The 18,549-nt window shown below is 68.5% G+C and carries 13 protein-coding genes and 1 riboswitch; of the genes, 6 read left to right on the forward strand and 7 right to left on the reverse strand.

Translation table 11 applies throughout. From position 1 onward, the window contains the following. Positions 1-103: 103 nt before the first annotated feature. Complete coding sequence (locus ACLD0U_RS03280; RefSeq protein WP_410339820.1) at positions 104-1,987, forward strand: ABC transporter ATP-binding protein; 1,884 nt, start codon at positions 104-106, stop codon at positions 1,985-1,987. A gap of 19 nt (positions 1,988-2,006) precedes the next feature. Here the strand turns inward: ACLD0U_RS03280 and ACLD0U_RS03285 are convergent, their stop codons facing one another. The 7 genes from ACLD0U_RS03285 to ACLD0U_RS03315 all read right to left on the reverse strand — a co-directional run bounded on the left by ACLD0U_RS03285 (position 2,007) and on the right by ACLD0U_RS03315 (position 9,587). Next, positions 2,007-2,774, reverse strand: coding sequence for an SDR family NAD(P)-dependent oxidoreductase (locus ACLD0U_RS03285; protein ID WP_410339821.1), 768 nt, complete (start codon positions 2,772-2,774; stop codon positions 2,007-2,009). 27 nt (positions 2,775-2,801) lie between these two features. After that, positions 2,802-3,749, reverse strand: coding sequence for a glycosyltransferase family 2 protein (locus ACLD0U_RS03290; RefSeq protein WP_347401208.1), 948 nt, complete (start codon positions 3,747-3,749; stop codon positions 2,802-2,804). A gap of 172 nt (positions 3,750-3,921) precedes the next feature. Further along, the gene (locus ACLD0U_RS03295; RefSeq protein WP_410339822.1) at positions 3,922-5,064 is read right to left on the reverse strand and encodes a cysteine desulfurase family protein; all 1,143 of its coding nucleotides are present in this window, start codon (positions 5,062-5,064) and stop codon (positions 3,922-3,924) included. Position 5,065: 1 nt separating this feature from the next. Beyond that, complete coding sequence (nadC, locus tag ACLD0U_RS03300; protein WP_410339823.1) at positions 5,066-5,917, reverse strand: carboxylating nicotinate-nucleotide diphosphorylase; 852 nt, start codon at positions 5,915-5,917, stop codon at positions 5,066-5,068. Then, positions 5,914-7,455: an L-aspartate oxidase gene (gene nadB / locus ACLD0U_RS03305; protein WP_410339824.1), complete on the reverse strand. Its 1,542-nt coding sequence runs from the start codon at positions 7,453-7,455 to the stop codon at positions 5,914-5,916. The genes nadC and nadB overlap by 4 nt, the downstream gene beginning before the upstream one ends. A gap of 11 nt (positions 7,456-7,466) precedes the next feature. After that, a complete protein-coding gene (nadA, locus tag ACLD0U_RS03310) occupies positions 7,467-8,759 on the reverse strand; it encodes a quinolinate synthase NadA (RefSeq protein WP_410339825.1) in 1,293 nt (430 codons plus the stop codon). Positions 8,760-8,903: 144 nt separating this feature from the next. Continuing rightward, the gene (locus ACLD0U_RS03315; protein ID WP_410339826.1) at positions 8,904-9,587 is read right to left on the reverse strand and encodes an NUDIX hydrolase; all 684 of its coding nucleotides are present in this window, start codon (positions 9,585-9,587) and stop codon (positions 8,904-8,906) included. Positions 9,588-9,747: 160 nt separating this feature from the next. On the opposite strand from ACLD0U_RS03315, the gene ACLD0U_RS03320 reads away from it, so the two are divergent. The 5 genes from ACLD0U_RS03320 (at position 9,748) to ACLD0U_RS03340 (ending at position 18,490) form a co-directional block, all read left to right on the forward strand. Continuing rightward, on the forward strand, positions 9,748-11,925 hold the full coding sequence (locus tag ACLD0U_RS03320; RefSeq protein ID WP_410339827.1) for a chitobiase/beta-hexosaminidase C-terminal domain-containing protein: 2,178 nt from the start codon (positions 9,748-9,750) through the stop codon (positions 11,923-11,925). A gap of 130 nt (positions 11,926-12,055) precedes the next feature. Continuing rightward, positions 12,056-12,149: riboswitch (glycine riboswitch) on the forward strand. A gap of 166 nt (positions 12,150-12,315) precedes the next feature. Then, on the forward strand, positions 12,316-13,446 hold the full coding sequence (gcvT, locus tag ACLD0U_RS03325) for a glycine cleavage system aminomethyltransferase GcvT (RefSeq protein WP_410339828.1): 1,131 nt from the start codon (positions 12,316-12,318) through the stop codon (positions 13,444-13,446). Next, a complete protein-coding gene (gene gcvH, locus ACLD0U_RS03330) occupies positions 13,443-13,820 on the forward strand; it encodes a glycine cleavage system protein GcvH (RefSeq protein ID WP_179411366.1) in 378 nt (125 codons plus the stop codon). Before gcvT ends, gcvH begins: the two co-directional genes overlap by 4 nt. Before the next feature lie 56 nt (positions 13,821-13,876). After that, positions 13,877-16,681, forward strand: coding sequence for an aminomethyl-transferring glycine dehydrogenase (gcvP, locus tag ACLD0U_RS03335; protein ID WP_410340266.1), 2,805 nt, complete (start codon positions 13,877-13,879; stop codon positions 16,679-16,681). Positions 16,682-16,861: 180 nt separating this feature from the next. Further along, a complete protein-coding gene (locus ACLD0U_RS03340) occupies positions 16,862-18,490 on the forward strand; it encodes an ABC transporter substrate-binding protein (protein WP_410339829.1) in 1,629 nt (542 codons plus the stop codon). Positions 18,491-18,549: the final 59 nt, after the last annotated feature.

Below are 18,549 nucleotides of genomic sequence, written 5' to 3' on the forward strand. Positions count from 1 at the left end.
TCCTCGTGAGGTGGATGCCGAAGGCCAGCCGTCTATCGTAACCCGTCGGTTCCGGCGCGCATTCCCTTTTTCTGCGCCCAGTTCGGCGCACTACTCTGTGGACATGAGCATGGTTGGCGGCCGCGGCGGCCCATTCCGCGGAGTCGACATCGAAGCGCAGCGACGTCAGAACGCCAGCGCGCCGAAGATCGACGGCCTCGGCCGCCGTGTCGTCGCCCTGTTCGCCCCGTACCGGGGACGCCTGCTCATCACCGCAGCCCTGGTGATCGTCGGAGCGGGCCTGGCGGTGATCCCGCCCTTGCTGGTGCAGCGCGTGTTCGACGACGCGCTGTTCCCGGCGGGCGGCGATGGCCCGGTGATGTCGTTGCTGGTCGTGCTGGTCAGCGTGATGATCGGGCTGTTCCTGCTCTCCGCCGCGCTTGGCGTCGTGCAGACGTGGCTCACATCGACAGTCGGCAATCACGTCACCGGTGATCTGCGGGTGCGGCTGTTCGAACACCTGCAGGCAATGGAACTGGGCTTCTTCACCCGCACCAAGACGGGTGTGATCCAATCGCGCCTGCAGAATGACGTCGGCGGCGTCTCGGGCGTGCTCACCAACACGGTCACCAGCATTCTCGGCAACACCGTCACGGTGATCGCGTCGCTCGTGGCGATGATCCTCATCGACTGGCGTCTGACGATCATCGCCGTGGTCATGATGCCCTTCCTGGTGCTCGTGCAGCGGCGGGTCGGGCAGGTGCGGGCGCGCATCGCGAACGAGACACAGGAGTCGCTGTCCGAGCTGACGAGTATCACGCAGGAGACGCTGAGCGTCTCGGGCATCCTGCTGTCGAAGTCGTTCAACCGGCAGCGCACCGAGTCGGTGCGCTACCAGGAGGAGAACCGCAACCAGGTGCGTCTGCAGGTCAGGCGCGCGATGAGCGGTCAGGGGTTCTTCGCCGTCGTGCAGGTGTTGATGTCGAGTGTTCCCGCCATCATCTACCTCGTCGCGGGGTTCTTCTTGACCGGGGGTGCCCCCGACATCACGGCGGGTGCGATCGTCGCGTTCACCACGGTGCAGGCGCGGCTGCTCATGCCGCTGATGGGGCTGATGCGCGTCGCGCTCGACCTGCAGACCTCGGCGGCGCTGTTCGCGCGCATCTTCGAATACCTCGACATGGTGCCGCAGATCCGTGATGCGGCAACGGCGATCGACCTCGCCGACGCTCCAGGGCCCCGCGGTCGCATCGAGTTCGACGACGTCGTCTTCCGGTATCCGGATGCTGCGGCCGATGCCCGGCCGACACTGGACGGCGTCTCGTTCACAGCCGAACCGGGGGAGCACGTCGCGTTCGTCGGCCCCTCCGGGGCGGGCAAGACCACGATTCTCTATCTCGCGCCGCGGTTGTACGAGGCCTCGGAAGGCGAGGTGCGATTCGCCGGTGCCGATGTGCGCGACCTGACGCAGGAATCGGTCATCGACCACGTCGGGATCGTCTCGCAGGAGACGTACCTGTTCCACGCCAGCATCCGAGAGAACCTGCGGTACGCGAAGCCGGATGCCACGGACGAGCAGATCGAACGCGCGTGCCGCGCGGCCAACATCCACCACGTCATCGACGGTTTCGACGACGGCTACGACACGATCGTCGGCGAACGGGGCTACCGCCTATCGGGCGGCGAGAAGCAACGCATCGCGATTGCCCGGGTGCTGCTGAAGGATCCGCCCGTGCTGCTGCTCGATGAGGCGACCTCGGCGCTCGACACCGTGTCGGAGCGGGTTGTGCAAGACGCTCTGGATGCGGCATCCGAAGGCCGCACGACCCTGACGATCGCGCACCGCCTGTCGACGGTCATCGGCGCCGACATGATCCACGTGATCGATGCGGGCCGCATCGTCGAGTCGGGAACGCACGCCGAACTGCTCGCGGCCGGCGGTCTTTACGCCACGCTCGCGGCACAGCAACTGGCGGCATCGCGCGTGATCGACAACCGCGAGGACTGACGCGGGCCGAACCGATCTGTCAGTGCACCGAGAGCCCACCGTCGACGAATAGCGACTGTCCGGTGATGTAGCCGGACGAGCGTCCGGCGAGGAACACCGAGATGCCGGCGAAGTCGTCGGGCATCCCGTTGCGACCGACCATGGTGCGTTCGGCGAGGTGCTGCACCTTGTCGGGGTCCTGCTGCAATCGGGCGTTCAGCGGGGTCAGCACGAATCCCGGCACGAGTGTGTTCGCTGTGACGCCCTGTGAAGACCAGGCTTCCGCCTGGGAGCGGGCGAGTGACTCGAGCCCACCCTTGGAGACGCCGTACACGCCGCTGGTGACGAAGGCGCGATGCGCCTGCTGCGAGCTGACGTGGATCAAACGCCCGAAACCGCGTTCACGCATGTGCGGCGCGAAGCGCTGGCTGAGCAGGAAGGGTGCTTCGAGATTGACCGTCATGGTCGCGTCCCACACGTCCATGTCGATCTGCTCGAGCGGCGGACGCAGGTTGATTCCTGCGGAGTTCACGAGGATGTCGGGGTCTCCGAAGGGAACGATTGCCGCGTCGCCCGCCTCGGCGATGCCTTCCCGCGTGCTGAGGTCGGCGACGACACCGGCGGCGTGCCCGCCGGCGGCCTCGATCTCGGCGACGACAGCGCCGACGCGGTCGGCTCCGCGCGCGAGGACCACGGTGGATGCCCCGGCACCGGCCAGAGCGCGGGCGATGCCGCGGCCGATTCCCGAGGAGCCGCCGGTGACGACCGCGGTCAGACCCTGCAGCGAGAACAGTGCGTCGAGGTTCATGCGCTCAGCCTGGCAGAAGCCGCCCGGTCACCACGCCAGTGCGTCGACGAGGCGCGGGTCGGGATGCGCATCGGCGTGCTCGGGCATCGATTCGAGAGCCGCCTCGAACACCTGCAAAGTCGCGGAGTACGCCGGGTCGGGGTGCTGCGCAGCCAGATGCCGCAGCGGAGGGAGGTCCATCGCCCGAATCAAAGCGATGCGGTGTCTGATCGCCTCGGAGTGGCGTGCGCGTCGCAGCACATCCAGGCCGCCGTGCATCGCGGCGAGGTAGTCGCGCAGCACCGGCAGATGCCCCTTGCCCTGCGTGATAGAGGTGCCATCGGCGCGCACCCGCCAGTGCACGACGACATCGGGGATCACATCGAACGCGCGCGCCTGCGTGTACATCCGCTGCGCGACGACCTGGTCCTCATACGCGACGTTCTCAGGAAAACGCAGATCGTTCCACAGCGCCGTGCGGCTCAACTTCGACCAGGCGACGATGTTCGCCGCAGCCGCGGGATGCTCGGCGAGCGTCACACCGAGTCGGCGGGGATCGGTGGCATCCGCTACCCACGGCTGCACGCGGCCGGGGCGATAGACGCCGTCGATGAGACGTGAGCGCACATAGGCGGCGGCCACGAAGTCGCTGCCCGATTCGGCGAGAGTGGCGGTCCAGGTTGTGATGGCGTCGGGCGTGAGCTCATCGTCGGCATCCAGGAAACCGACGAACTCGGTGTCGACCCGCGACAGGCCGGCGTTGCGGGCGGCGCCCAATCCGAGCGGCTCGGCATGACGCAGCACCTCGAAGCGGGCATCCGCAGCGGCCGCCGCGTCGAAGACGGCACCGGTGCCGTCAAGCGAACCGTCGTCGATGAGCAGGGCGCGCCAGCGCGGCTCGCTCTGCGCCTGCAGCGAGGCGATCGCGGCCGGGGCGAAGCCCGCGACGTCGCGCCCGGGCACGATCATGGTCACCAAAGGAGAAGAACCGGGCACGGTGACGAGCTTACGACGCGGATGCACCCGTCGCGGCCGTTCACAACTCCGGAGAAAACAACCCGTCTGCGCGGCACCGGCCTTGGCTCCCGCGGGCAGATCTTCTGCTGGCTCAAGTTCTTCCGGAGTTGCGAACGCGGGACTCAGCGCACAGCGGCCATGGCCGCCGGAATCAGTGCACCGCGTCCACGGCTGCCGCGGTCAATGCCGCCAGGTGAGCCGCGGAGCCCGGGGGCAGTGGTGCGCGGCTGAACGTGAACCGCACCGAGGTCTGTGCAGTGGCAGCGGAGATGCCCAGGGCCAGCAGCACAGGGGAGGGGTCGTCACTGCCGGCCGCGCACGCCGAGCCGCTGGACGACACCACACCGCGGCGTTCGAGCTCGAGCAGCACGGCCTCGCCGCTGGTGCCCGCGAACGTGAAGCTGGCAAGATTCGGAAGCCGCTCATCGGGCGACCCGGTGAGCTCCGCCTGCGGAACGGAGCGCAGCACTGCGGCGATGAACTCCGCGGTCTGCGCGGCGACGGCGGCGACCGCCTGCTCTCGTTCGGATTCGATCAGGTCGAGTGCGGTGGCCAGCCCGACGGCGCCCGCGACGTTCTCGGTGCCGCTGCGCCGCCCGCGTTCCTGCCCACCGCCGTGCAACAGGGGCTCCAACGGCACCCTGCCGCGCACCCCCAGTGCACCGATTCCTTTGGGCGTGCCCAGTTTGTGCCCGGCGATCGACACCGCATCAGCACCGAGCCCAGACAGATCGAGCCATCCCGCCGACTGCACAGCATCGACGTGCACCGGCACTGCGAGCTCACGCGCGATGGCGATCAGGGCTGCAGCATCCTGCACCGTGCCGATCTCGTTGTTCGCGTGCCCGAAGCTGACCAGCGTGGCGCCGTCGGCGAGGGCCGCACCGAGGTCGGCAGGCGAGACGGTGCCAGCGGCGTCGACCGGCAGCAGAGTCACCCGAGCGTCGTGAAAACGCTGCAGGTAGTGCGCCGACTCCAGAATCGACTCGTGCTCGATCGGCGTCGTGATCACATGCGGGCGGCGGTGCTCCGCCGCCGACATCGCGCCGAGCACGATGCCCTTGACGGCCAGGTTGTTCGATTCCGTGCCGCCCGCGGTGAACACGACATCGCCGGTGCGCATGCCCATCGCCACCGCGACGCGCGAGCGTGCCCACTCCAACGCCTCGGCCGCGGCTTCGCCCACGGTGTGATGACTGGAGGGGTTGCCGAACACACCGGTGAGGTACGGGCGCATCGCCTCGAGCACCTCCGGCCGCACCGGAGACGTCGCGGCGTGATCCAGGTAGAGCACGTCAGTCGATCCGCAGGTCGAGCCCGAGGTCGAGGGCGCGTGCCGAATGAGTGAGGGCACCCACCGAGATCACCTGCACACCGGTCTCAGCGATGCTGCGCACCGTGTCGAGGGTGACACCACCGGAGGCCTCGGCCACGGCTCGCCCTGACAGCATCTGCACGCCTGCGCGCAGGTCGTCGAGGGAGAAGTTGTCGAGCAGCACGGTGTCGGCTCCGCCTTCGAGCACAGCGGCGATCTGGTCGAGTCGATCGACCTCGATCACGACGTGCGTCGTGTGCGGAAGACGTGCGAGCCCGGCCCGCAGGGCCGACGCGAGATCCTGGCCACTCGCCTGCAGCACCGCCAGATGGTTGTCCTTCGCCATCACGGCGTCCGACAACGAGCGCCGATGGTTGCTGCCCCCGCCCGAGAGCACCGCGTGCCGTTCGAACTCGCGCAGGCCCGGCGTCGTCTTTCGCGTATCGGCGATGCGCACACCGGTGCCGGCGACAGCATCCACGTAGCGCGCGGTGAGCGTCGCGATGCCGCACATCCGCTGGGTGAAGTTCAGCGCGACGCGCTCGGCGGTCAGCACGCTGCGGGCGGGTCCCGTGACCGTGGCGAGCACGTCGCCCGCCACGAAGCGCGCACCGTCGGCGACCAGGCCGTCGACCTGCACCGCGGAATCGGTGAGGCGGAAGGCGGCGGAGAACACGTCACCACCGCTGAAGACGCCGTCCTCACGCGCGACGAGGTCGGCTGTGGCCGTGGCCTCTTCCGGTAGCAGGGCGGTGCTGGTGATATCGCCCCAGGGGGCGTCCTCTTCCAGCGCGGCGCGCACCGTGCGTTCGAGTACGGCGGGGGTGATCATGCGGCTCCGATCAGGGCGGACGAGTGCGGGGACGACGAGAGATGGTGCGCGCCGCGCGACTGCGTGCGCGCGAGGGCGGCGGATGCCACGGCCCGGGCGACCGTCAGCAGATTGGCATCCTCCTGGGCGGTGGCGTCGCTGCCCGCTGGGACGTTCCAGGCGGACAGGCGCGCGCGGGCATCCGACATCCCGTCGGCATCGCGCAGCAGGCCGACGCTGTCCCACATGAGCTGCTGCAGGGCATTGCGGGAGAAGTCGGTGTGATTCCGGTCGCAGTTTCTCCCGCTTCGCGCGGGCGGTTGCGGGAGAAATTGCGACGGGAGTGCGGAGGTCGGTGCCGGTTGCGGGAGGAATTGCGACCGGAGCGGGGGAGTGGCCGCTTCGTCGGCCAGCGCATCCGCTGCCCGGGCGCCGAACACTGCGCCTTCGAGCAGTGAGTTCGAGGCGAGGCGGTTGGCGCCGTGCACTCCGGATCGCGCCGTCTCGCCGACAGCCCACAGCCCGGGCAGCGTGGTGCGCCCGTCGAGATCGGTCGCGATACCGCCCATCAGATAGTGCGCGGCCGGCGTCACGGGTACCGGATCGCGTGCCCAGTCGAGTCCTCGTGCGCGCAGTTTTGCGTCGATGGTGGGGAAACGGCGGGCGAGGGCCGTCGCGCCGAGCAATGTCGCGTCCAGTCGCACGGGAGCATTCTGCGCGGCCGCCTGCCGGGCGACGGCGCGCGCGACCACGTCCCGTGGCGCGAGTTCGGCATTCGGATGCTGATCGATCAGGAACCGGTGGCCGTCGGCATCCACCAACACGGCACCTGCCCCACGCACCGCTTCGGAGACGAGGAACGGCGAGCCGAGGGCCAGCACGGTGGGATGGAACTGCACGAACTCCAGGTCGGCGACGGCGGCCCCGGCCCGCAAGGCCATGGCGATGCCGTCGCCGGTCGCGCCAGACGGATTCGTCGTGTGCGCGAACAGCTGCCCGGCGCCGCCGGTCGCCAGCACGACGGCATCCGCCTCGAGGGTCGTGCCATCGAGGAGGCGGATGCCGCGGACTCGGCCGCCGACGACCAGAAGATCCGTCGCGAACGCCTGCTCGTGGATGCTGACCCCCGAGGCGCGCACCTGCGCGACCAATGCCCGGGAGATCGCCGCGCCGGTGGCGTCCCCGCCCGCGTGCGCGATGCGCGGTCGGCTGTGCGCCGCTTCCAGGCCGCGGGCTATCTCGCCCTGCGCTGTGCGATCGAACGGCACGCCGGCCGATAGCAGCCGGCCGAGTGCCGCCTGCGCTCCGTCGACGAGTGCGGCGATCGCCAGCGGATCGCCCAGGCCGTCTCCTGCCTGCAGCGTGTCGAGGGCGTGCAGGGCGGGGGAGTCAGACGGGCCGTAGCATCCGGCGATGCCGCCCTGCGCCAACGGGGTGCAGCCGTCCTGCAACCCGCCCTTGACGATGAGGTCGACGCGCTGACCCCGAGCCCGAGCGCGCAGCGCCGTGGTGAGCCCGGCGATGCCGGACCCCACGACGATCACACTGCGCCTGGCCACCGCGTCTCGGCTCATCGGGGCTTGGCGGCCAGCATGCGCTCCAGCGCGACCCGTGCGGGCGCCGCCACGTCATCGGCCACCCGGATGCGGTTCTGCACGCGGCCCGCCACGAGTTCTTCGAGCACCCAGGCGAGGTAGCCCGGGTGGATGCGGTACATCGTCGAGCACGGGCACACGACGGGGTCGAGGCAGAAGATCTCGTGCTGCGGGTGCTGGGCGGCCAGCCGCTTCACGAGGTTGATCTCGGTGCCGATTGCGAAGGTCGCAGGCGTGGTCGCGCCGGCGATGGCGCGGCGGATGTAGTCGGTGGATCCGGCCTCGTCGGCGGCGTCGACGACCTCCATGGGGCACTCGGGGTGCACGATGACGCGCACGCCGGGGTGCTCAGCGCGGGCGGTGTCGATCTGGTCGACGGTGAACCGCCGGTGCACTGAGCAGAAGCCGTGCCACAGGATGACCTGCGAGTCGATGAGCTCCTGCGCGGACGATCCGCCGAGTGGGCGGCGCGGGTTCCACATCGGCATGCGGTCCAGGGTGACGCCCATCGCCTTCGCGGTGTTGCGGCCGAGGTGCTGGTCGGGGAAGAACAGCACACGGCGGCCCCGCTCGAAGGCCCACTCCAGCACGGTGGCTGCATTGGACGATGTGCACACGATGCCGCCGTGGCGTCCGACGAAGCCCTTGATCGCGGCGGAGGAGTTCATGTACGTCACCGGAATCACCGGCACGCGGCCCTCGGCGTCGGGCTTGTCGAGGGGGCCCAGAACGTCGGCCAGCTGCTCCCAGCAGTCCTCGACCTGGTCGATGTCCGCCATGTCGGCCATTGAGCACCCCGCTGCCAGGTTGGGCAGGATCACTGACTGGTCGGGGCCCGAGAGCAGGTCTGCGGTCTCGGCCATGAAGTGCACGCCGCAGAACACGATCGCCTCGGCGTCGGGGTGTTCGAGCGCGGCGTTGGCGAGCTGGAACGAGTCGCCCACGTAGTCGGCGTGGCGCACGACCTCCTCGCGCTGATAGAAGTGGCCGAGTACGACGACGCGGTCGCCGAGCGTCGCCTTCGCTGCGCGGATGCGGTCTTCGAGCTGCTGTTCGTCGGCTTCGCGGTACTCGGTGGGCAGCTCACCCTGGCGTGGTGCGCCGGTGGGGATGACGTCGCCCATGGACGAGCCGGGACCGTACCCGGGCCGCACATCGAAATCCCACGGCCCTGCGGCCAGGTCGGTGGTGCAGGTGGCATCCGTCGAGGCGCCGGAGACGATCGCCTGAATGGCGTGGTCGACGGACGGATCGGTCGTAGTGGGCATCGCGGCGCCGCCTTCTGGTCACTTCGACACTTAGTGTGTCGGGTTCAGATTATGTCGAAGTGACACTAAGTGCAATCCGAGGCAGGGCTGATGACCGCGCCGGGGGAGGGGTGCGGATGCCGCCGGCGGGAATGGCGGGCTGGTTCAGGCCGTCGCGACGTAGCGGTACAACCGGGCGGGCCGGTGCTTGCCGGTGCGGAACGACTCGGTCGGCACCAGCTCGTCGGAGCCTTCGAGCAGCCGTCGGAAGTTCGACGGGTCGAGGCGCTGCCCGAGCACGGCCTCGTACACCTCACGCAGCTCGGTGAGGGTGAACTCATCCGGCAGGAGGCCTGCGGCGATGCGGCTGTATCCCACCTTGTTGCGCAGTCGCCAGAGGGCGTAGTCGGCGATGCGGTTGTGGTCGAAGGCGAGAGTGGGGATGGCGTCGACATCGAACCATTCGACGTTCTCGGGGGCGCCGGCGGCTGCGCGCTGCGCGTCGACGAGGTCGGAGCGCAGCAGTGCCCAGTAGACGATCGCGATCGCGCGGTCGGGCGCGCGGTCGACGTCGCCGAAGGTGTACAGCTGCTCGAGGTAGCTCGGCTTGAGCGCGGTGGTCTGCGCGAGGGTGCGGGATGCCGCGCTGTCGAGGTTCTCGGTCGGGTCGAGCCAGCCGCCCGGCAACGCCCACTGGCCGAGGTGGGGCTCTCGCGTGCGCCGGACGAGGGGGAGCATCAACCGATCGCCGCCCGGGGCGCTGCGGAGCGTGAAGATCACGGTCGAGACGGCGACGCGGATCGCACCGGTACGGGTTTCTGGCACGGTACCTCCTCGCCGACCGATCATAATCTCTCGGTGCCGCCCCTCCCGTTCACCGTCGTGTGCTCGTGTCGATGAAGCAGTATTCATAGGTGTTCCCGAGGAGTTCAAGAAAGGTATACAAGTCGTTCTGATCCGCGCACGAGAGTCGAGGCGTTCGCTCACCTCCCCTTCTGAACGGAGCACCATGTCTGCCCCTCGTATGGTCGCCGCCCTCGTCGGCGGCTCCCTCCTCTTCGCCGGTGCCGCCGCGCCGGCCGCCTTCGCCGCCGGCGGGGCCACCGCTGAAGCCGCACCACCGCGTGCGAGCGTCGACGGTGGTCGTCACATCGGCGCCCAGACCGTCACGCTGACCGCCGAGGCGGATGCCGAGATCCGCTACACGCTCGACGGTACGACGCCCACTCCGCGTAGCCCGCTCTACACCGAACCGCTGCGCATCGATGAGACGTCGACGCTCACAGCAGTGGCCTACACCGATGACGGGCCCAGCGCCCCGTTGCTGGAGGGGTACTTCATCAAGGCTGACGAGGAGCCCCTCGCACAGTTCGCCGTCATGAGCGACATCCACCTCTCGTCAGACCGCCCCGACCTCGTGGCGAAGTGGGAGACCTACTTCGACGCGCTCGCCCGCATCGCCCCGGAGCCCGACGCGATCATCTCCAACGGAGATCAGATCAACGACAACTACTACAACAGCGCCGCCGACCACCGCTTCCCGCGCGCCATGCTCGAGCAGAATCTCGCCCGTACCGGCATGGACGACACTCAGGTGCTGCTGAGCTTCGGCAACCATGACGACTACGTTCAGCGCATGGCAGCCGAGTACCCCGCCGACTGGTTTCCGCAGGAGACCGAGAACGGCGGGTACTACCAGACTGAGATCGCGGGCTTTCCCGCCTTCATCGTCAACACCGAGCGGTGGAACAGCACGCAGGCGTCCTGGCTGTACGGGCGTCTGTCGTCGTTGACCGCCGATCCCGAGACGACGGGGTCGCCGATCTTCGTCTTCGGTCACCGGCCGTTGCCGGCCACCGTGTGGGACGGCGCGCAGTCGTCGAACTCGGGGCTTCGCAGCAACCTCGCCGATTTTCCGCAGGTCGTCTACTTCTCGGGCCACTCGCACCTCAACATCAACGATGAGCGCTCGATCCACCAGGATGCCTTCACATCGGTCAATGACGGTTCCATGTCGTATGGCGAGACCGATTCGGTGTATCAGTCCTTCGGCAACGGGCTCGTCAAGAACGCCACCCTGGCTTCGGCGCAGTCGGTGCTTGTCGAGGTGTACGACGACCGCGTCGAGATCGACCGGATCAACTATGCGGCCGATGAGGGACGCACCTATGACGAGAACGGTGTCTGGGGTTTCCAGAAGAACCCGCCCTTCGCGTCGACGGGTACCGTCGCCGGTCCCACGTGGGTGATCGCCCGCGGCGCCGACGGCGCCGCGACCAAGGCCGCGTTCACCTACACCGCCGCCAACCGCAATGCCGTCGCACCGGTCTGGGCGGATGCTGCCGAGCCGACCGTGCGGCGCACCGACGACGGACTGGTGTTGCGGCTGCCGCAGGCTCAGGACGACCAGTACGTCAAGAGCTACTCCCTGGTGCTCAACGACGTCACTGCCGGTGAGCCCGCGAACTTCCTCACCGCCCGTGACCGCATCAATGCGCAGTACACCCAGATGCCCCGTCCCGACGTGCTGCAGATCCCGCTCGGGCTGCGGGCCGGCAACTCCGTGACCGGACCCATCGATCGCGAACTGACGCTCGGCCATGTCTATGAGGCGACCCTCGTGGCGTACGACTCATACGGCAACGCTGCAGAGCCTCGCTCGTTCCGCTTCGTCGCCGGTGCGCTCGACCGCGTCGCCCTCGACGCGGCGCTCGCCGAGGCGGAGGAGATCGCGGCGACCGTGCGCCGTGTGCTGGGGGAGGAGCTCGAGTCGGGCGCCGCGGACCTCGGCATCCACATCGCCGACCCGGCCGCCGCGCTCGCCGCGCTCGCCGAACTCGACGAGGCCCTTTCCCAGGCGCCCACCGAGATCCCGGCGGATGCCCCGAGCGGGCCCTCGCAGGATGCCGTCGACGCGTCGGCAGTGCACATCTCGGCGCTCAGCGACGGCATCGCCGACCACCTTGTGGCCGTCGACCGCGCGGGGTTGGCCGACGCTCTTGCCGCGGCCGGTGACACCGTCGCGACGGTGCGGGGCAAAGCTCCGTGGAAGCGGGCACTGGTCGATGCGTACGCGCATGCGGACGCGCTGCGGACGACCCTGAACGTCTCGCAGACACGCCTTGACGCAGCGACCGATGACCTCGAGGCGGCGCTGGCGCACTACCTGGCAAAGATCGACGACTGATCCGCACCACCAAGGCCCTCCCGCCGCTGTGCGGGAGGGCCTTCGCGCGTCGCATCGCAGTGCGGCATCCGGGTCGCACGCCGAGTGGGCTCTGCCGCTATGCTGGGACTGCTAATTGAACACAGGCCGTACGACCTGCGCGGGAGAGCTCGGTGAACGCAACCGGGCACCGAAGGAGCAAGCCTCCCCGCCAATCTCTCAGGTACAGATACCGTGCACGTCCGGCCGCTCTGGAAAGCGATGCGTCAGCATCCGCCGACGGTGAAAGCCCCCTCCAAGACGATCGTGATCGTCGACGGGCCAGGGCGAAGCTCTCAGGCCCGATGACAGAGGGGGAGTTCCGAGGATGCCGACGACGGCATCCTGCCCGAACCAGACCGGGAGAACTCCGTGACCGAACAGCTCGAACCGCAGGGCGACAGCCCGCGCTACACCCCGCTCCGCGAGCGCCATGAGGCGCTCGGGGCGACCTTCACCGACTTCGGTGGCTGGCAGATGCCGGTGCGCTACACGTCGGACCTCGCCGAGCACCGCGCCGTACGCGAGGCCGCCGGCATCTTCGACATCTCGCACATGGCCGAGTTCACGGTGCGCGGCGCTTCTGCGGCGGCGTACCTCGACTTCGCGCTCGCGGGACGTCTGTCGGCCATGACCGTCGGCAAGGCGAAGTACTCGCTGCTGCTGACTGCGGATGGCGGCATCGTCGACGACGTGATCGTGTACCGTCTCGCCGACGACGACTTCCTGGTCATCTCCAACGCCGGAAACCGCGACGCCGTCCGCGAGGCGCTGACCGCCCGCGTCGAGGGCTTCGACGTGACAGTCGAGGACGTCTCCGACGCCTACGGCCTGATCGCCGTGCAGGGCCCCGTCTCCGAGGCGATCCTCGCCGCGACCGAGGCCATTGCCGACGTCAGCGTGCCGTGGGCCGAGCAGAAGTACTACGCGTGGGCGAGCGCCACCTTCAACGGCAAGCCCCTGCTGCTGGCCCGCACCGGGTACACCGGTGAGGACGGCTTCGAACTGCTGGTGGATGCTGCCGACGCGGCGTCGCTGTGGGATGCCCTCGTCGCTGCGGGCGCGGAGCACGGCCTCGTTGCTGCCGGCCTCGCCGCCCGCGACAGCCTGCGTCTTGAGGCGGGCATGCCGCTGTACGGCAACGAGCTCTCGCGAGAGATCCGCCCCGCACAGGCCGGGCTCGGCCGCGTCGTCGTCGCCGACAAGGACGACTTCGTCGGCAAGGGCGCGCACGTCCCCGCTGATGACGCGCGCGTGCTGATCGGTCTCACCGCCGAAGGTCGCCGCGCCGGCCGCGCCGGCTACCCCGTGGTTCTCGCCGACGGAACCGTGGTGGGCGAGATCACCAGCGGGGCGCTCAGCCCCACCCTCGGCCACCCGATCGCGATGGCCTACGTCGACCCCTCCGCAGCCGCGGAGGGCACCGAGCTGTTCCTTGACGTCCGGGGAACGAAGATCCCCGCCGCCCGCACCGCCCTGCCTTTCTACCGGAGGAAGAAATGACCGATCTCAACACCCTCAAGTACAGCGAAGAGCACGAGTGGGTCGCCGTCGACGGCGCCACCGCGACGATCGGCATCACCGACTTCGCCGCGGACGCGCTCGGTGACATCGTCTTCGTCGAGCTGCCCGAGGTCGGCACCGACCTCACCCGCGGCGACGTGTTCGGCGAAGCCGAGTCGACCAAGTCGGTGTCCGAGCTGTACTCGCCCGTCACCGGCAAGGTCGTCGAGATCAACGACGCCGTCGTCGACGACCCGGCCCTCGTGAACTCCTCGCCGTTCGAGGACGCGTGGCTGATCAAGGTAGAGATCGCCGAGGGCGCGCTCGATGGTCTGCTCGACCGCGACGGCTACGTCGCGATCACGGAAGGCTGAGAGTGGTCTCTTTCGCGAACCGTCACATCGGTGTCACCGATGAGGCGCAGCAGCACATGCTCGCCGCCCTCGGCGTCGACGGAGACGCGCCGGTCGAGGCGCTGATGCGCCAGGCCGTGCCGCAGTCGATCTTCACCGAGCCGGCCGCCGACTCGGGCATCCCGACCGCCGCCAGCGAGGCCGAGGCGCTCGCCGAGTTGCGCGCGCTCGCTTCGCGCAACACCGTGAACCGGGCCATGATCGGCCTGGGCTACTACGGCACCTTCACGCCGAGCGTGATCCAGCGCAACGTCCTTGAGAACCCGTCCTGGTACACGGCGTACACGCCCTACCAGCCCGAGATCTCGCAGGGCCGTCTGGAAGCGCTGATCAACTTCCAGACCATGGTCGCCGACCTCACCGGGCTCACTACGGCCAACTCGTCGATGCTCGACGAGTCGACCGCCGTCGCCGAGGCGATGCTTCTCGCGCGTCGCGCCGCGAAGTCGAAGTCGAACGTGTTCGTCATCGACGCTGACGCGCTGCCGCAGACCAAGGCACTCCTGCACACCCGTGCGGATGCCGTCGGTATCGAGCTCGTCGAGCGCGACCTCGCCGGTGGCGAGCAGATGCCCGACGAACTGTTCGGCGCGTTCGTGCAGTACCCGGGCGCTTCGGGGCGCATCTGGGATCCGTCGGCCGTCTTCGATGCGGTACACGTCGCGAACGGCATCGCCGTCGCCGCGGCCGACCTGCTCGCGCTGACGATGCTGCGCTCGCCGGGCTCGCTCGGCGCCGATGTCGCCGTGGGCACCACCCAGCGCTTCGGCGTGCCGATGGGCTTCGGTGGTCCGCACGCCGGCTACATGGCCGTGCGCGGGGGCCTGGAGCGCCAGCTGCCCGGTCGCCTGGTCGGAGTGTCTCAGGACGCCACGGGGCACCCTGCGTACCGTCTGGCATTGCAGACCCGCGAGCAGCACATCCGCCGCGAGAAGGCCACGTCGAACATCTGCACCGCTCAGGTGCTGCTGGCCGTGATGGCCTCGATGTACGCCGTCTACCACGGCCCGGACGGGCTGCGTGCGATCGCTCAGCGCGTGGCGACGTACGCTCGTCTGCTGAAGACCGAGCTCGAGAAGGCAAGTGTCGAGGTTGTGCACGACGCTTTCTTCGATACGGTGCAGGTGCGCACGGCGGATGCCGCAGGTGTGGTTGCGCGTGCATACGAACGCGGTTTCCTGCTGCGCTTCGTCGACTCCGAGACGGTCTCGGTGTCGTTCGATGAGACCACCACGGTTTCAGAGGTGCTGAGCGTGGCAGGTCTGCTGGGTGCATCCGGTGGCGCGTTCGGCTTCATCGGTGGAGTGACCGCGCTGCCGCAGGAACTGCTGCGCGACGACGAGTACCTGACGCACCCGGTGTTCCACACGCACCGCTCCGAGACGGCGATGATGCGCTACCTCAAGCAGCTCGCCGACCGCGACTACGCGCTCGATCGCGGCATGATCCCCCTGGGATCGTGCACGATGAAGCTCAACGCCGCGACCGAGATGGCCGCTATCACCTGGCCCGAGATCGCCCAGCTGCACCCGTTCGCTCCGCGCGAGGACGTCGAGGGATCGCTGGCGCTGATCGATCAGCTCGAGGGGTGGCTCGCCGAGGTCACCGGTTACGACGCGGTCTCGCTGCAGCCGAACGCCGGTTCGCAGGGTGAGCTCGCGGGCCTCCTGGCCATCCGCGGCTACCACCTGTCGCGCGGTGATGAGCACCGCACGGTGTGCCTGATCCCGTCGTCGGCGCACGGCACGAACGCCGCGTCGGCAGTGCTCGCCGGTATGAAGGTCGTTGTCGTCGGTACCGACGAGTTCGGCAACGTCGACCTCGACGATCTGCGCGCCAAGATCGAGGTCCACGCCGAGTCGCTGTCGGCCCTGATGATCACCTACCCGTCCACGCACGGCGTGTACGAAGAGCTGGTGACCGAGATCACGGCGGCTGTGCACGCGGCCGGCGGACAGGTCTACGTCGACGGCGCGAACCTGAACGCCCTGGTCGGCTACGGCCGCCCGGGTGATCTGGGTGGCGACGTCTCGCACCTCAACCTGCACAAGACCTTCGCGATCCCTCACGGCGGTGGCGGTCCCGGTGTGGGTCCCGTGGCGGCGAAGGCGCACCTCGCGCCGTTCCTGCCCGGGCATCCGCAGGCGCAGAAGAGCGAGCACGCGGGCGGCTACGTCTTCGAGGGCGGTCCGGTCTCGGGCGCACCGTACGGCTCGGCGGGTGTGCTGCCGATCACGTGGGCGTACGTGCGCATGATGGGCGCGGATGGTCTGCGTCGTGCCACGGCGGCCGCCGTGGTGTCGGCAAACTACATCGCCGCGCGTCTGGCCGAGCACTATCCGGTGCTCTACACGGGTGAGCAGGGACGGGTCGCGCACGAGTGCATCCTCGACCTGCGTCCGCTCAAGGAAGCGACCGGTATCACCGTCGACGATGTGGCCAAGCGCCTGATCGACTACGGCTTCCATGCGCCGACCATGTCGTTCCCGGTGGCGGGAACGCTGATGGTCGAGCCGACCGAATCCGAGGACCTCGGCGAGGTCGACCGGTTCATCGAGGCCATGATCAGCATCAAGGCAGAGGCGGATGCCGTCGCCGCGGGCACCTGGCCCGCCGACGACAACCCGCTGGTGAACGCCCCGCACACCGCGGCGAGCCTGATCGCAGGGGAGTGGTCGCACGCCTACCCGCGTGAGATCGCCGCCTACCCGGTGCGCTCGCTCATCGCGACCAAGTACTGGCCGCCGGTGCGCCGCATCGATCAGGCGTTCGGTGACCGCAACCTGGTGTGCGCCTGCCCGCCGATCGAGGCATTCGCGTAGCATCCGATCGCACGGTACCGACACCCCCGCTGTTTTCGCAGCGGGGGTGTCGTCGTCTGTGAACTCAGTAACGGTTCATTAACGGCGGACCCGGGATCCGGTTCACGCAGGGTAGCCTGGCGGCATAGCGGTGCGACGTAGACGTCGTGCTCTTGTACCGGTCCACAGGAGGACATAGCAATGAAGCGAAACAAGATCACCCTCGTCGGGGTCGGTCTGCTCACGGCGGGCACCCTGGTGCTGGCCGGCTGCGCAGGCGGCGACGACGCCGATTCCGGAGACACGGGTGGGGGCGCCGGCGATGCGGGCGCGATCATCACGGCGAACGGCTCCGAGCCGCAGAACCCGCTGATCCCGACCAACACGAACGAGACCGGTGGCGGCAAGATCCTCGACTCGATCTTCGCGGGCCTGGTCGGCTACGCAGCAGACGGCTCGGTGTTCAACGACGTCGCTGAAGAGATCACGGTCGACGACCCGCAGAACCTGACGGTCAAGATCCGCGAAGGCCTCACCTTCACCGACGGTGAAGAGATCACCGCCGACAACTTCATCAAGGCGTGGAACTACGGTGCACTCGCCTCGAACGAGCAGCTCTCCAGCTACTTCTTCGAAGACATCGAGGGCTTCAGCTACGACGAGGACTCCGAGCTGAGCGGTCTGGAGCAGGTCGACGACTACACGTTCACGATCGCGCTGAACAAGCCGGCGTCGGACTTCGCGCAGCGCCTCGGCTACTCGGCCTACTACCCGCTGCCCGACGTGGCATTCGACGACCTCGACGCGTTCGGTGAGAATCCGATCGGCAACGGCCCCTACATGCTCGACGGCGAGGGCGCCTGGCAGCACGACGTCGGTATCGACCTGGTGGTCAACCCCGACTACGACGGCCCGCGCACCCCGGCCAACGGCGGACTGAACATCAAGTTCTACGCGTCGCAGGATGCCGCGTACGCCGACCTGCTCGGTGGCGAGCTCGACGTACTCGACGCTCTGCCCGACTCGGCCTTCGCGACCTTCGAGTCCGACCTGGGCGACCGTGCGGTCAACCAGCCGGCTGCGATCTTCCAGTCGTTCACGATCCCCGAGCGCCTTGAGCACTTCAGCGGCGAAGAGGGCAACCTGCGTCGCCAGGCCATCTCGATGGCGATCAACCGCGCTGAGATCACCGATGTGATCTTCCAGGGCACCCGCACCCCGGCCAGCGACTTCACCTCGCCGGTCATCGACGGCTGGTCCGACTCGCTCACCGGCTCTGAGGTGCTCGACTTCAACGAGGCCAAGGCACAGGAGCTGTGGGCCGCAGCTGACGGCATCAACCCGTGGAGCGGTGAGTTCCAGCTCGCCTACAACGCCGACGGTGGCCACCAGGCCTGGGTCGACGCCACGGTCAACTCGATCAAGAACGTGCTGGGCATCGAGGCATCGGGCGCTCCGTACCCGACCTTCGCCGAACTGCGCGGCAAGGTCACCGACCGCACGATCGAGACCGCGTTCCGCACCGGCTGGCAGGCCGACTACCCGGGTCTGTACAACTTCCTGGGACCGCTGTACGCGACCAACGCCGGCTCGAACGACGGTGACTACTCCAGCGCCGAGTTCGACGGTCTGATCGCCGACGGCATCTCGTCGACCGACCCCGACACCGCCAACGGCCTGTTCCAGCAGGCTCAGGAAGTGCTGCTGAAGGACCTGCCGGTTCTTCCGCTGTGGTACTCCAACGTCGTCGGAGGCTTCTCCGAGAACGTGGAGAACGTCGAGTTCGGCTGGAACTCGGTGCCGCTGTTCTACCAGATCACCAAGGGCTAACACCCCTCTGATGACGAGGCGGTGGTGTGAATCCACCACCGCCTCGTCATCTTTGTGCC

Origin of the sequence: Microbacterium sp. 2216-1 (genome assembly GCF_046507855.1) — a bacterium.
Lineage (GTDB): Bacteria > Actinomycetota > Actinomycetes > Actinomycetales > Microbacteriaceae > Microbacterium > Microbacterium esteraromaticum_C.

Bases quoted from the DNA above. Each gene is read 5' to 3' on its own strand.
- gcvP (WP_410340266.1), top strand. From the start codon at position 13,877: ATGCTCGCCGCCCTCGGCGTCGACGGAGACGCGCCGGTCGAGGCGCTG.
- ACLD0U_RS03315 (WP_410339826.1), bottom strand. From the start codon at position 9,587: ATGATCGGTCGGCGAGGAGGTACCGTGCCAGAAACCCGTACCGGTGCG.
- gcvH (WP_179411366.1), top strand. From the start codon at position 13,443: ATGACCGATCTCAACACCCTCAAGTACAGCGAAGAGCACGAGTGGGTC.
- nadC (WP_410339823.1), bottom strand. From the start codon at position 5,917: ATGATCACCCCCGCCGTACTCGAACGCACGGTGCGCGCCGCGCTGGAA.
- ACLD0U_RS03280 (WP_410339820.1), top strand. From the start codon at position 104: ATGAGCATGGTTGGCGGCCGCGGCGGCCCATTCCGCGGAGTCGACATC.
- ACLD0U_RS03340 (WP_410339829.1), top strand. From the start codon at position 16,862: ATGAAGCGAAACAAGATCACCCTCGTCGGGGTCGGTCTGCTCACGGCG.
- nadA (WP_410339825.1), bottom strand. From the start codon at position 8,759: ATGCCCACTACGACCGATCCGTCCGTCGACCACGCCATTCAGGCGATC.
- ACLD0U_RS03285 (WP_410339821.1), bottom strand. From the start codon at position 2,774: ATGAACCTCGACGCACTGTTCTCGCTGCAGGGTCTGACCGCGGTCGTC.
- ACLD0U_RS03320 (WP_410339827.1), top strand. From the start codon at position 9,748: ATGTCTGCCCCTCGTATGGTCGCCGCCCTCGTCGGCGGCTCCCTCCTC.